The sequence below is a fragment of the Allobosea sp. GW821-FHT03A12 genome (assembly GCF_058986765.1).
The window spans coordinates 1-13,942 of the sequence record NZ_JBYSVZ010000007.1 but is presented as its reverse complement, the minus strand read 5'-3'; the positions used below and the strand labels follow the sequence as shown (position 1 = coordinate 13,942).

12 protein-coding genes are annotated in these 13,942 nt (G+C 67.0%); 8 read left to right on the top strand and 4 right to left on the bottom strand.

Annotated features, from left to right (window positions below; translation table 11 throughout):
* Nucleotides 1-3: 3 nt before the first annotated feature.
* The 3 genes from AC3WLC_RS25250 to AC3WLC_RS25240 all read right to left on the bottom strand — a co-directional run bounded on the left by AC3WLC_RS25250 (nucleotide 4) and on the right by AC3WLC_RS25240 (nucleotide 2,157).
* A complete protein-coding gene (locus tag AC3WLC_RS25250; RefSeq protein WP_493686666.1) occupies nucleotides 4-510 on the bottom strand; it encodes a cupin domain-containing protein in 507 nt (168 codons plus the stop codon).
* A 131-nt stretch (nucleotides 511-641) separates the two neighbouring features.
* A complete protein-coding gene (locus AC3WLC_RS25245; protein ID WP_493686665.1) occupies nucleotides 642-1,664 on the bottom strand; it encodes an alpha/beta fold hydrolase in 1,023 nt (340 codons plus the stop codon).
* A gap of 76 nt (nucleotides 1,665-1,740) precedes the next feature.
* A complete protein-coding gene (locus AC3WLC_RS25240) occupies nucleotides 1,741-2,157 on the bottom strand; it encodes an organic hydroperoxide resistance protein (RefSeq protein WP_493686664.1) in 417 nt (138 codons plus the stop codon).
* Nucleotides 2,158-2,306: 149 nt separating this feature from the next.
* Here AC3WLC_RS25240 and AC3WLC_RS25235 point away from each other — a divergent pair, with 149 nt between their 5' ends.
* Complete coding sequence (locus AC3WLC_RS25235) at nucleotides 2,307-2,795, top strand: MarR family winged helix-turn-helix transcriptional regulator (protein ID WP_493686663.1); 489 nt, start codon at nucleotides 2,307-2,309, stop codon at nucleotides 2,793-2,795.
* A 140-nt stretch (nucleotides 2,796-2,935) separates the two neighbouring features.
* On the opposite strand, the gene AC3WLC_RS25230 is transcribed toward AC3WLC_RS25235, so the two are convergent.
* Nucleotides 2,936-4,123 carry a pyridoxal-phosphate-dependent aminotransferase family protein gene (locus AC3WLC_RS25230; protein ID WP_493686662.1) on the bottom strand — a complete coding sequence of 396 codons (1,188 nt, stop codon included), beginning with the start codon at nucleotides 4,121-4,123 and terminating at the stop codon, nucleotides 2,936-2,938.
* A gap of 148 nt (nucleotides 4,124-4,271) precedes the next feature.
* On the opposite strand from AC3WLC_RS25230, the gene AC3WLC_RS25225 reads away from it, so the two are divergent.
* The 7 genes from AC3WLC_RS25225 to AC3WLC_RS25195 form a co-directional block, all read left to right on the top strand.
* Nucleotides 4,272-4,988: a GntR family transcriptional regulator gene (locus AC3WLC_RS25225; RefSeq protein WP_493686661.1), complete on the top strand. Its 717-nt coding sequence runs from the start codon at nucleotides 4,272-4,274 to the stop codon at nucleotides 4,986-4,988.
* A 131-nt stretch (nucleotides 4,989-5,119) separates the two neighbouring features.
* Complete coding sequence (locus tag AC3WLC_RS25220; RefSeq protein ID WP_493686660.1) at nucleotides 5,120-6,100, top strand: Bug family tripartite tricarboxylate transporter substrate binding protein; 981 nt, start codon at nucleotides 5,120-5,122, stop codon at nucleotides 6,098-6,100.
* Nucleotides 6,101-6,305: 205 nt separating this feature from the next.
* Nucleotides 6,306-6,806 (top strand): tripartite tricarboxylate transporter TctB family protein, encoded by a 501-nt coding sequence (locus AC3WLC_RS25215; RefSeq protein ID WP_493686659.1) that lies wholly within the window; start codon nucleotides 6,306-6,308, stop codon nucleotides 6,804-6,806.
* Nucleotides 6,807-6,815: 9 nt separating this feature from the next.
* Nucleotides 6,816-8,339: a tripartite tricarboxylate transporter permease gene (locus AC3WLC_RS25210; RefSeq protein WP_493686658.1), complete on the top strand. Its 1,524-nt coding sequence runs from the start codon at nucleotides 6,816-6,818 to the stop codon at nucleotides 8,337-8,339.
* A complete protein-coding gene (locus AC3WLC_RS25205) occupies nucleotides 8,336-11,269 on the top strand; it encodes an FAD-binding and (Fe-S)-binding domain-containing protein (RefSeq protein WP_493686657.1) in 2,934 nt (977 codons plus the stop codon). The genes AC3WLC_RS25210 and AC3WLC_RS25205 overlap by 4 nt, the downstream gene beginning before the upstream one ends.
* Before the next feature lie 45 nt (nucleotides 11,270-11,314).
* A complete protein-coding gene (locus AC3WLC_RS25200) occupies nucleotides 11,315-12,649 on the top strand; it encodes a YncE family protein (protein WP_493686656.1) in 1,335 nt (444 codons plus the stop codon).
* A 117-nt stretch (nucleotides 12,650-12,766) separates the two neighbouring features.
* Nucleotides 12,767-13,942, top strand: a 1,176-nt coding sequence (locus AC3WLC_RS25195) for a DNA translocase FtsK (protein ID WP_493686655.1), incomplete at its 3' end; no start/stop codon positions are given.

Genomic DNA, 13,942 nt, shown 5'->3' with positions numbered 1-13,942 from the left:
CGCTCAAGCGGCGAGGCCGCCCTGCGAGCCGCGGTCGCCGCGCAGCATGTTGCGCAGCTGGTAGGCGAGGGCGACCGGCGCCGGGAGGCGCTTGCGGCAGAAGGCGATCTTGCGGACGTAAGTGTCGATCCGCCAGGTCGCCCAGGTCTTTCCGGCGAAATAGGCGATGTCGCCCTGGCGCAGCGTGCGCTGCGAGCCGTCCTGCGCGGTGACATGCACCTCGCCTTCCAGGATCATCACGGTCTCGTCCCAGTCGAAGAACCAGCGGAATTCGCCGGCGGTGCAATCCCAGACCGCGGTCGAGGCGGCATCGTCGCCGCTGCGCGAATGCAGGCCGACGCGCGCCATCGGCTCGCCGGCGATGACCCAGGACGGCTCGATCGGAGCCGGCTCCATCGGCAGGTCGTCCAAGGCGTGCGAGACGAGCGGGTTCTGTTCAACCGGTGCCACCAGCGGAATCTGCCTGAGCATCATGGCGGCCGCGCCGGCGAGCATCATCTTCAGAGCCATCAATACCTCCCTAAAATCGCGGGGATCATAGGGGAGGAGGGGTAAAGGCGGCCCTCGGGATTTCCCTCGATTTGTCGGTATCCGGAAACGGCTCGGGTAACCCTCCCGAGCCGCTCTCCGCACAGCGAGGATCAGGCGCGATCGACCGCGATGATGGCGTCGGCGAAGGCCGCCGGAGCCTCCTGCGGCAGGTTGTGACCGATGCCGCCATCGAGCGTCCGGTGCCGGTACCAGCCGGAGAACTTCTTGGCATAGGCGGCGGGATCGGGATGCGGCGCGCCGTTGGCGTCGCCTTCCAGGGTGAAGCTCGGCACGGAGATCACCGGAAAGGCCGCGAGCTTCGCTTCCAAGGCGTCGAATTGCGCCTCGCCCTGCGCCAGGCCGAGGCGCCAGCGGTAGTTATGAATCGAGATCGCGACATGGTCGGGATTGTCGAAGGAGGCCGCCGAGCGCGCGAAGACCGCATCGTCGAACGCCCACTTCGGCGAAGCGGTCTCCCAGATCAGGCGGGCGAAGTCGCGGGTGTTCCTGGCGTAGCCGGCGGCGCCCCGCTCGGTGGCGAAATAGAACTGGTACCACCATTGCTGTTCGGCCTTGGGCGGCAGCGGCGCCTCGTTCAGCTTCTGGCTGCCGATCAGGTAACCGCTGACCGAGACCAGGCCCTTGACGCGCTGCGGCCAAAGCGCCGCGACGATGCAGGCGGTGCGCGCGCCCCAGTCGCAGCCGCCGAGCAGGACCTTGTCGAGCTTGAGCGCATCCATCAGCGCGATCACGTCGACGGCGAGCGCGCCCTGCTGGCCGTTGCGCGGCGTATCGGCGGAGAGGAAACGGGTTTCGCCATAGCCGCGCAAGGACGGCACGATTACCCGGTAGCCCTTGGCCGCCAGCAGCGGAGCGACGTCGACATAGGTGTGGATGTCATAGGGCCAGCCATGCAGCAGGATGACGGCCGGGCCGTCGGCCGGGCCCTGCTCGGCATAGGAGATGCTGAGCACGCCTGCGTTGATCTGCTTGAGCTGACCGAAAGACGATAGCACCGGCGCGGCCGCCAGTGCCGGCCGGCCGAGGCCGAGCCCGGCTGCGGCGACCGCTGTGGCCATGGCGCCGACGAAGAGGCGGCGGCTGGGATCGATGGTCTCGGAGGTCTTGGCCATAGGGAATACCTTCTGCGCGGGATGGTCGAGGAGGGAGGCGCCGGCGGAGATGTCCGCGCGGCGCCGTCCGATGGAGTCAGACGAGGTTGATCTCGACCTCGATGTTGCCGCGGGTCGCCTTGGAGTAGGGGCAGGTCTGGTGTGCGGCATCAACCAGAGCCCGGGCGGTCTCACGATCCAGCCCCGGCAAGGCGACATTCAGACGGGCCTGCAAGACATAGCCGCGCTCGCCATGGCGCAGGTCGACCTCGGCATCGACCGCGGTCTCGGCGGGCACCGCGACCTTGCGCTCGCGCGCCGCCAGCCCGATCGCGCCGATGAAGCAGGCCGACCAGCCGGCGGCGAAGAGCTGCTCGGGATTGGTGCCGGCCCCGGGCGCGCCGGGCGAGGTCAGGTTGACGTCGAGGCGGCCATCCGAGCTGCGGGCAGCGCCGTCGCGGCCGCCGGTGGTGTGGGTCCGGCCAGTGTAGAGAACCTTGTCGGTGGAGGACATGTCGGGCTTCCTTCTGTGATTTAGATCGTATCCGATCTAATCGGATACGGCTTTATATGTGAAGCGCGGAAGCGATGTCAACTCTTCCGATTTAATCGGATGCGATATATATCTGAGCGATGATGACGCACTCACGACGAGGCCCGGCCATGCCCGCTCCGACCCAAGACGATCCGAAGGTGCCCAGGCTGGCGGATTTCCTCTGCTTTGCGATCTATTCGGCCAATCTGGCCTATGGGCGCGCCTACAAGCCGATCCTCGACGAGCTCGGGCTGACCTATACCCAGTACATCGCGATCGTCGCGCTCTCGGAGGAGGACGATCAGAGCGTCGGCAGCCTCGGCGAGAAGCTGTTCCTGGAATCGAACACGCTGACCCCGATCCTGAAAAAGCTCGAAGCGCTCGGCTATGTCCGCCGCCAGCGCGACCCGGCCGATGAGCGCCAGGTTCGCGTCAGCCTGACGCCGGAGGGGCGCAAGCTGCGCGAGAAGGCGCGGCCGATGAACCTGGTGGCGGCGGCCGGGCTCGGCGAGGATTTTCCGGTGATGCAGAAGGCCGTGGTCAGGCTGCGCCAGAACCTGCTGCGCGCGGCGCGCGGGCAGGGGGTGAATGCCGTCGAAGTGGCCGAGGCCGAGTAGGTCTCAGGCTGTTTTTGCCGTCATGGTCGGGCTTGTCCCGACCATCCACGTCTTCGCTGGTCGAGACTGGTGTTCAAGACGTGGATGCTCGCCACAAGGGCGAGCATGACGGAGTTGGGATAGCTGCTTCTGTCTGAAGCTCAGGCCACGGCCTTCGCCTGGTTGCCGGGTTCGGCGCTTTCGAACTCAGCCATCGCCGCCGCGACGCCGCCGCTGCGATGCGGAACGCCCGCCGCGGCAAGGCCCATCTCGACGCCGGAAAGAGCGCCGAGCAAGGCGAGCTCGTTGCACTCGCCGAGATGGCCGATGCGGAAGACCTTGCCGGCGACCTTGCCGAGGCCGGAGCCGAGCGAGATGTTGTACTTCTCCAGCGCGATCTTGCGGAAGCGGTCGGCGTCATGGCTCGGCGGCATCAGGACGCCGGTCAGCACGGGCGATTGCTCGGCCGGGTTCTGGCAGAGCACTTCGAGTCCCCAGGCCTTGACCGCGGCGCGGCAGGCGCTGGCAAGGCGCTGATGGCGGGCAAAGACGTTGTCGAGCCCTTCCTCGCGCAGCATGACGAGCGCTTCCTTCAGTCCGTAGAGCAGGTTCGTCGCCGGCGTATAGGGGAAGAAGCCGGTCGCGTTGAACTTGATCATCTCCTGCCAGTCCCAGAAGGACCGCGGCAGCGTATTGCTCTTCGAGGCCGCCAGCGCCTTCTCCGAGACAGCGTTGAAGCTGAGGCCGGGCGGCAGCATCAGCCCCTTCTGCGAGCCCGAGACGGTGACGTCGACCTGCCATTCGTCATGGCGATAGTCGACCGAGGCGAGCGAGGAGATGGTGTCGACCATGAACAGGGCCGGGTGGCCGGCGGCGTCGATCGCCTTGCGGATCTCGGCGATGCGGCTGGTCGCGCCGGTCGAGGTCTCGTTGTGGACGACCATCACCGCCTTGATCTTGCGGGCCTTGTCCTCGGTGAGCCTGGCCTCGATCGCGGCCGGATCGGCGCCGCGGCGCCAGTCGCCCGGGATGAACTCGACCTCGACGCCGAAGCGCGTCGCGATGTTCTTCCACAGGGTTGCGAAATGGCCGGTCTCGGCCATCAACACGGTGTCGCCGGGGGAGAGCGTGTTGGTGATCGCGGCCTCCCAGGCGCCGGTGCCGGAGGCGGGATAGATCACCACCGGCTGCTTCGTCTTGAAGACGGCCTTGCTGCCTTCGAGGACCTCTTTGCCGAGCGCTGCGAACTCGGCGCTGCGATGGTCGATGATCGGCATCGCGATGGCGCGCAGGATGCGGTCCGGAATCGGGCTGGGGCCGGGAATGTGCAGAAAGTGACGACCCTGCATGATGTTGTTATCCTCCCATCGGCGCGCGGTGGTGCCGCCGTCTGATTTTATTTTGCATTCATTTTTGATAAGATCAACCTCATTGTCGGATGCATCTTTGGACGGGCGAGGGCTCGACAGCCCGCGGGCGGCAGCTTAGCGAGTGATTATGAGCGAGATGTCATTGGATGAACATGAGGGGGCGGCTCGCGAGCCGGCCGAGGCGGCGCGGCCGTCCGGGACGCTGCATGGCGAGTTGCTGGTGGCGCTGCGCGATTTCATCGTCGAGGGCAATCTCGAGGATGGCGCCCGCGTTCCCGAGCGGGCGTTGTGCGAGCGCTTCAACATCTCGCGTACGCCCCTGCGCGAGGCGCTGAAGGTGCTGGCGGCGGAGGGGTTGATCGAGCTTCTGCCTAACCGTGGCGCGCGCGTGCGTGAGCTGAGCTCTGCCGATGTCCGCGAGCTTTTCGATGTGATGGGCGGGCTGGAAGCGCTGGCGGGCCGGCTGGCCTGCGAGCGGATTACGGAGGTGGAATTCGCCGAGATCGAGCGGATTCACCACGAAATGTACCGTTTCTATCTGCGCCGCGACATGCATGGCTATTTCCAGTGCAACCAGGCGATCCATCAGTTGATCGTCGTGGCAGCCGGCAATGCCACGCTGGCTACGACCTATGCCGGCCTGGCCGGGCGGATCCGCCGCGTGCGCTATTCCGCTAATCTCGCCAAGGATCGCGATCGGCTGGGCGAGGCGATGCGCGAGCATGAGGCGATTCTCGATGCCTTGCGCCGGCGGGCGGGCGCCGAGCTCAGCGATATTCTGTTCGTGCATCTGCGCAACAAGCTGAAGGCAGCGCAGGCTCCGGCGTCGATGGAAGGCGAGTGAAGAAATCGGCTGCCGGCGGAAATATGGTGGTCAATTTGGAAGTCATCAACTTTTAGATTGAATGCAAAATTTTTTGGCCTTAGGCTCCCTCGCATAGCGCCACCAGAGCGCGCTCTAGGGAGAGAGCCACCATGAAGCACTATTGGCTTGCCGCAGTCCTGCCGCTCGGCGCCGTCGCGCCAGCCTTTGCCTGGGAACCGACGAAACCGATCGAGATCGTGGTGCCGTTCTCGGCGGGCGGGGCGTCCGACCAGATGGCGCGGACGATCCAGGGCATCATCCAGAAGCACCAGTTCACCAACCAGCCGATCATCGTCGTCAACAAGCCGGCCGCCGGCGGCGCCGAGGGCATGCTCGACATTCAGAAATCGGCCGGTGACCCCCACAAGCTGATCACCACCTCGAGCGGCATCTTCATGACGCCGATGGCGACCAAGCTGGCGCTGAACTGGACCGACTACACGCCGGTGGCGATGCTGGCGCAGGATTCCTTCCTGCTCTGGGTCAACGCCAAGGCGCCCTACAAGAGCGCCGGCGATTTCGTCGCGGCAGCCAAGGGCGCGGCGACCCCGCTGAAGATCGGCGGCACCTCGTCCAAGCGCGAGGACAACCTGATCGTCTTCGCCATGGAGAAGGTGGCCGGCGCCAAGTTCGCCTATATCCCCTACACCTCCGGCGGCCAGGCCTCGACCCAGCTCTCGGGCGGGCATGTCGAGGCCAACACCAACAATCCGGCCGAGGACCTCGCCAACTGGCGCGGCGGCGCCACCCGCCCGCTCTGCGTCTTCGCCGAGCAGAAGATGGCCTATACCGAGAAGGTCGCGGACGGGCAGTCCTGGGCTGACATCCCGACCTGCGCCTCGCAGGGGCTAGGCGTCAGCTACCAGATGCTGCGCGGCATGTTCATGCCCGGCAAGGTCGGCAAGGACCAGCAGGCCTTCTACACGGCGATGTTCAAGAAGGTCTCCGAGACGCCGGAATGGAAGGACTATCTCGCCCGCAACGCGCTCGTTCCCGATTACCGAGACGGCGAGGCCTTCGTGTCGTTCCTGAAGGACGATGAGGCGAAGCACGCCCGGCTGATGACCGAAGCCGGCTTCATGGCGAAGTGAGGCCTCAGGCGCGACCGCGGCCTTTCGCGTCATAGTCGGGCGTGTCCCGACCATCCACGCCTTCGCTTCGCTGATCACGTTCGGTGTCCAAGGCGTGGATGCTCGGCACAAGGCCGAGCATGACGAAGCTTTCATCTGTCGAGTGTCCACGCGTTCCGAAGCGCCGCTGAGGCGGCTTGTCCGGGATGACCAGCGGGAGTGATCGATGTCATTGCCTTCCGAGACTGAAGCACCGGAGCGCAGCATTTCGCGCCGCCCGGTCGAAATCGCCACAGCCTTGCTCCTGATCGCCTTGGGCGGGCTCGTTCTCTATGATTCCTATGGCCGCGGCGCCGGCTGGGATGGCGGGCCGCAGAACGGCTTCTTCCCGGCCCGGATCGGCTGGATCTTCCTGGCGGCCTCGCTGTTCATCCTGTGGAACGCCTTCCGCCGCGAGGATGGCGTGTTCGTCACCTATGCGCAGCTCGGCCAGGTCGTCCGCGTGCTGGGGCCGCTCCTGCTCTTCGTGGCGCTGATCGCCCCCTTGGGCCTCTATGTCGCCTCGGCGCTGTTCATCATCGCCTTCATGGGCGTGGTCGGCACCTCGCGCTGGTGGTCGATCCTGCTGACCGCGGTGCTCGTGCCGATCGTCTGCTTCTGGATCTTCGAACTGCAGTTCCGCGTGCCCTTGCCCAAGGGGCCGCTCGAAGCCGCGCTCGGCTACTGAGGAGCAGACATGGACGATTTTTCCTCGCTTCTCGCCGGTTTCCAGGTCGCGCTCTCCTGGCACAATGTCGGCTTCATGGCGGTCGGCGTCATCCTCGGCATCATCGTCGGGGTGCTGCCGGGCCTGGGCGGGCCCAATGGCGTCGCGATCTTGCTGCCGCTGACCTTCGGCATGGACCCGACCTCGGCGATCATCCTGCTCTCCTCGATCTACTGGGGTGCGCTGTTCGGCGGCGCGATCACCTCGATCCTGTTCAACATCCCCGGCGAAGCCTGGTCGGTCGCGACCACCTTCGACGGCTATCCGATGGCGGTGCAGGGCAAGGCGGCGGAAGCGCTGACGGCGGCCTTCACCGCCTCCTTCATCGGCGCGCTCTCGGGCGTCGTGCTGATCACCTTCGTCGCGCCGCTGGTCGCCCAGTTCGCGCTGCGCTTCGGCCCGGCCGAGTTCTTCGCGGTCTTCCTTTTGACCTTCTGCTCCTTCATCGGCATGGGCCGGGAGAACCGCGCCAAGATCATCGCCTCGCTCTGCATCGGCTTCCTGCTCGCGGCGGTCGGCCTCGATTCGATCTCGGGCGACCTGCGCATGACTTTCGGCTCGACCGAGCTGATGCGCGGCTTCGACTTCCTGATCGTGGTGATCGGCCTGTTCGGCGTCAGCGAGATCCTGCTGACGGTCGAGGAAGGGCTGGTGTTCAAGGGCAAGCAGGCCAGGATCGACCTGATGGTCGTGCTGCGGACCTGGGCCGGCCTGCCGCGCTACTGGGCGACGCTGCTGCGCTCGGCGGTCGTCGGCATGTGGATGGGCGTGACGCCGGGCGGGGCCATCGCCGCCTCCTTCATGGGCTATGGTCTCGCCAAGCGCTTCTCGAAGAACGGCAACAATTTCGGCAAGGGCGAGATCGAGGGCGTGCTGGCGCCGGAGACGGCCGCCCATGCCGCCGGCACCAGCGCGCTGCTGCCGATGCTGGCGCTCGGCATTCCCGGCTCCGCGACGGCGGCGGTGCTGCTCGGCGGCCTGCTGGTCTGGGGGCTCCAGCCCGGGCCGATGCTGTTCGTCGAGCAGAAGGAGTTCGTCTGGGGCCTGATCGCCTCTATGTATCTCGGCAATCTCGCCGGCCTCGTCATCGTGCTCGCGACCGTACCGGTCTTCGCCGCTGTGATGCGGATCCCGTTCTCCTTCGTCGCGCCGGTGATCCTGATCGTCTGCGCCATCGGCGCTTACACGATCTCGAACTCGACCTTCGACATCTGGCTGATGCTGATCTTCGGTGTGGTCGGCTATGTCTTCAAGAAGCTCGACTATCCGCTGGCGCCGCTGGTGCTCGCCCTCGTACTCGGCGACAGGGCGGAGGACGCCTTCCGCCAGGCGCTACTCGGCTCGGGCGGTTCGCTGAACGTGTTCTGGGCGAACGGTCTCGTCGGAACGCTCGTCGTGCTCGCGCTGCTGCTGCTGTTCTGGGGCCCGATGGGCGACCTGATCGCAGCGCTGCGGGGCAAGAACCACCCCAAGACCGCCGAGGCTGCGGAATGAACCAGACGACACTGCCGCGCCCGCACAGCCGCAATCTCGGCTTCGAACGGAAACTGGCGCAGGCGCTCGAAGGGGAGGTGCGTTTCGACGCCTTCACCCGCGGGCGCTACGCCACCGACGCCTCGATCTACCAGATCGTGCCCCAGGGCGTCGCCTTCCCGAAGAGCGAAGCCGATATCGCCGCGGCGCTGACGATCGCGGCCGAGCACGGCGTGCCGGTGATCGCGCGCGGCGGCGGCACCTCGCAGAACGGCCAGCCGATCGGCGATGCGCTGATCCTCGACATGAGCCGGCATTTCAACGCGATCCGCGACTACGATCCGGCCGCGCGCACCGTCTGCGTCGCGCCGGGCATCGTGCTTGAAGCGCTGAACGGCCACGTGAAGAAGGACGGCCTGTTCTTCCCGGTCGAGCCCTCGACGGCGAGCCGCTGCACCATCGGCGGCATGGTCGGCAACAATTCCTCGGGCGCACGCTCGCTGCGCTACGGCAAGACCGTCGACAATGTCATCGGCCTGAAGGCGATGTTCCATGACGGCGAGCCCTTCGCGCTCGGCGAGGGGCCGGTCGGCGACAATGCCTCGCCGCGGGCGCGGGCGCTGATGGAGACGATGCTGGCGCTGGCCGACCGGCATCGCGACGAGATCGAGGCGATCTTCCCCAAGGTGCAGCGGCGCGTCGGCGGCTACAACCTCGACGAGCTGATCGTGCCGCAGCCGAACCTGTCGCACCTCCTGGTCGGCTCGGAGGGCACGCTGGCGCTGACGACGCAAGCGACGCTCAAGCTCTCGCCCCTGCCGCAGCACCGCGTCATGGGCGTCTGCCATTTCCCGAATTTCCGCGCGGCGATGGAGACGACGCAGCACATCGTCGCGCTCGGGCCGGTCGCGGTCGAGCTCGTCGACAACAATGTGCTGGTGCTCGGCGCCGATATCCCGCTCTTCGTGCGCACCCTCGCCGACATCACCAAGGGCAAGCCCAACTGCCTGCTGCTGGTCGAGTTCGCCGGCGACGATCTAGCTGCCCTGAAGGGCGACCTCAGACGGCTCGACCAGTGCATGGCCGATCACGGCTTTCCCGATGCCGTGGTCGAGGTGGTCGAGCCCGCCCGACAGAAGCCGGTCTGGGACGTCCGCGAGGCCTGCCTCAACATCATGATGTCGATGAAGGGCGACGGGAAGCCGGTCTCCTTCATCGAGGACTGCGCCGTCCCGCTCGAGCATCTCGCCGACTATACCGATGCGGTCACCGCTTTGTTCGAGCGGCACGGCACGCGCGGCACCTGGTACGCGCACGCTTCGGTCGGCTGCCTGCACGTCCGCCCGATCCTCAACATGAAGACGGAAGCCGGGGTGAAGGCGATGCGCGGCATCGCCGAGGAGGCCTGCGAGCTCGTGCGCCGCTTCAAGGGCTCGTTCTCCGGCGAGCACGGCGACGGCATTTCGCGTTCGGATTTTGTCGAGCCTATGTTCGGTGGGCCGCTGACCCGCGCCTTCGAGGCGGTCAAGGACGGCTTTGACCCTAACAACCATCTCAACCCCGGCAAGATCGTCCGGCCCTATCATATGGACGATCGCAGCCTGATGCGTTTTTCGCCCGGCTATGCGACGCCGGTTCCAATGGAGACGGCGCTCGACTGGTCAGACTGGGGCGGCCTCGGCGGCGCGGTCGAGATGTGCAACAACAACGGCACCTGCCGGAAGATGGCGGGCGGCACGATGTGCCCGTCCTGGCGCGCGACGCGCGAGGAGCAGCATCTCACTCGCGGACGGGCCAATACGCTGCGGCTCGCCATCTCCGGCCAGCTCGGGGAGGGGGCCTTCACCTCGCCCGAGATGAAGGAGACGCTCGATCTCTGCGTCTCCTGCAAGGGCTGCAAGCGCGACTGCCCGACCGGTGTCGACATGGCCCGGATGAAGGTCGAGTTTCTGCATCACTACCATGGCAAGCATGGCCTGCCGCTGAAGGAGCGCCTGATCGCCTTCCTGCCGCGCTATGCTCCGTTCGCGGCGAAACTCGCGCCGCTGATGAACCTGCGCGATCGCATCCCGCTGCTGGCCAAGCTCAGCGAACGCTGGCTCGGCTTCTCGGCGCGGCGCTCGCTGCCGGTCTGGCGCACGCCCTGGCGCGAGGCTGCTGCGCCGTCGGACGTGTCTGCCGTCAAGGGGGACGGCCGCGACATCGTGCTCTTCGGCGACACCTTCAATCGCTATTTCGAGAGCGAGAACCTGGAGGCGGCCGAGCGGGTGCTCAAGGCGGGCGGCTACCGCCTGCATCGCGTCGAAGCTGCGGGCGGAGGCCGGCCGCTCTGCTGCGGGCGCACCTTCCTGTCGGCCGGGCTGGTCGACGAGGCCCGCGCCGAGGCAAGGCGGACGCTCGATGCGCTCGCGCCTTTCGTCGCCAAGGGGGCGCGGGTGGTCGGGCTCGAACCGTCATGCCTGATGAGCTTCCGCGACGAGTTCGGCGCGCTGCTGCCGAAGGCCGAGGTCGAGCCCCTGGCCAAGGCGGCGCTGCTGGTCGAGGAGCTGCTCGCCGCCGACATGGCCGCGGGCAAGACCAGCTTGCCGCTGAGCGACCAAGGCGGGCGCGTCGCGCATCTGCACGGGCACTGCCACCAGAAGGCCTTCGACGCGATGGGCGCGGTCGAGAAGACCTTGCGGGCGGTGCCGGGACTCGAGGTCAAGCCGATCGAATCGAGCTGCTGCGGCATGTCCGGCGCCTTCGGCTATGGCGCCGCGACGATCGATGTCTCGCTGGCGATGGGCGAGCTTTCGCTGCTGCCGGCGGTGCGCAAGGCGGCGCCGGACGATCTCGTCGTCGCCGACGGCACGAGCTGCCGCCACCAGATCCATGACGGCGCCGGTCGCGAGGCCGTGCATGTCGTCAGGGTTCTGGACGCGGCGCTGAAGGAGCAGATCGCACACGCATAGAGAACGACAGACCCCGGAAAACCGGGCCATCAAGGGAGGACGACCATGCAAAGGACGACGCTTCTCGGCACGATGGTGGCGCTTTGCGCCATCGCAGCGGCGCAACAGGCCCAGGCCAAGGATTATTTCCTCGCGAGTGGGCGCTGGGACAATGTCGTCCTGGTCATCGATCTCGACAAGGCGATCGACCCTGCCAATGACGGGACGGCGAAGGCGGTGGTCAATCGCCTGCGCGTCACCCCGGACATCCAGGTCGACGGCAAGACCGTGATATCGAGCGGCCAGCCGATCTCGATCGCGATCGCGCCGGACCAGCGCCGCGCCTATGTGGTCAACCATTCCGGCCGCTCGACGCCGGAGGCTGCCGCCGCCTTCCAGCATGGCCATGCCGGTACGGTGACGGTGGTCGATCTCAAGAAGGCGCTCGATCCGGTGAGCAACGGCACGCTCGGCGCGGTCGAAGGCTATATCGAGACCGGCGGCTTCGGCCCGACCGGCTTCGCCATTGCCGCTGACGGCAAGCATGCGGTGCTCGCCCATGCCGAGCAGGAGGGCGACGAGGATGGCGGGCGCCATATCAGCATCGTCGATCTTTCCACCAACAAGGTGATCCGCAAGGTCGAGCAGGCCTATGGCAAGCCCGGCTTCCCCTGTCCGCCCAATCCGGTGCCGCATCGCGCGCCCGATCCCAAGTTCGGCTGCTTCCCCGACACCGATGGCGTCACCATCAGCCCGCTCGGCGGTGGCACGATATTCGGCGCCAATGGCGGCACCGACGACATCACGGTGATGAGCCTGCAGAAGGCGATCGCCGGCGAGAGCGGCGCGGAAGTGGCGCGCATCCCGGTCCAGGCCGGCGGCTTCGGCATCTCGACCAGCCCGGACGGCAAGCTCGTCGCGCATGCCTCGCGCGAGAACGCTCAGACAGACACGCCTGGCAACACCGTTACGATCGTCGATGTCGAGAAGGCGCTCAGCGATCCCGGCAAGGCCGAGGTGGCGCGCGTGCTCGTCGGTACCGATGACGAGAAGACACCGACGCGTCCGTTCGTCGCCGCCTTCCTGCCGGACGGCAAGCGCATCCTCTCGACACAGTTCCGCTCCAACAACATCGACGTCATCGATGTCGCCAAGGCGCTCGCCGGCCAGCCTGCGACGATCAAGCGCGTCGAACTCAAGACGCCGGGCGGCGAACCGTCGCGGCCGCGCGGCATCGCGATCACGCCGGACGGGAAATACGCGGCGATCACCGGAGCGCCGAAGGGAAAATCCAATTCCAGCGTCGTCTGGATCGTCGATCTGGCGAGCTATGAGGTGAAGGGGCGCGTCACCGAGATCGGCAATGAGAGCTATATGATCGGCACCTTCCGGGCCGATTGAGAGCGCGGGACGCAGGTCACGATCCACAGCAATCTCCGGCGCGAATTCAGGGGCTGTTAACCCTGCGCCGGTACCTCTCGATGCTCAGTCGAGTGAGTGTCGGGCCAGCGTTGATCCATGCGTCGAATCCATCGCAATCTCCAGACGAACAGCGCCTCTCCCGCCGCGCGGATTTCGGATCAACTATCTGATTTCGCAGATATTCCGGCGCCGGCCCCGGCCGAACCCCGCGCCGGCGCGTCGGGGCTCGTCCGCTATGGACGCACCCCCGACAAGACTCGTCGGCAGGAGGTCGAGCGCGCGGCTGCCGAGGCGGCGATCCCGCTACCAGAGCCCGAGCCGGAAGCGCCCGCCGATCCCGGCCGCGTCCGCTATTGGCGCACCCCCCAGCGCATGCTGCAGCAGGTCTGGGGCGGCGGAGCTCTGGAGGCTCCGGCGCCCGAGGTGACGCAGCAGGGCGAGCCCGAGATGGCGGGGGAGGGCGAGGATGCGCTGATCGGGCCGGATCTCGATGCGCTGCTGCCGGAGGAGACCTCGGCCGAGGCGGTGACGACCCCGTTCGCCTTCCTCTCCGACGCCGCCTTCTGGGAGTTCATCCCGGACGCCGAGCAGGAGGATGACGCTGCCTTCGAGAGCGCGCCGCCGGTCCTCGCAGCGAGGACGCCGCTGGAGACGCACCGGCCGATCGCGCCGGTAGCGGTCGCCGAGCCGGTGCGCCCTGCGCCTGCACCGATTCCCGCCGCTACATCGGCGACGATGACGTTCGGCTGGACCCAGCCCTATCGCTTCGAGCTCAGCCTGACGCCGCCTGCTCTGCAGGTCATTGCACCGGCCCCGGAGGCCGCTCCGGCCCCCGCGCCGAAGGTTGCGGCTCCGCGCCGCCGGATCATGGGGCAGCTTGCTCCCGCCGCCACCCCGGCCGTTGCGCCTGTGCCGAAGGTGGCCGAGGTGGAAGCTGCGCCCGCGGCCGCGCAGCCGAAAGTCTCGGTCGTGCCTGCGGCGCCAAAGCTGCGCGCGGCCATGCCGGTGCCCAAGCCGATTGCGTCGATGGGCTTCGAATTGCCGCCGATCGAGTTCCTGGCCGAGCCGCCGCAGATCGCGACGGCGATACCGATCGAAATCATCCAGCAGAATTCCGGCCTGCTAGAAGGAATCCTGGAGGACTTCAACGTTCGTGGCGAGGTCGTGCAGGCCTGCCCCGGCCCAGTCGTGACGCTGTACGAGCTTGAGCCTGCTCCGGGCACGAAGAGCTCCCGGGTGATCTCCCTCGCCGACGACATTGCGCGCTCGATG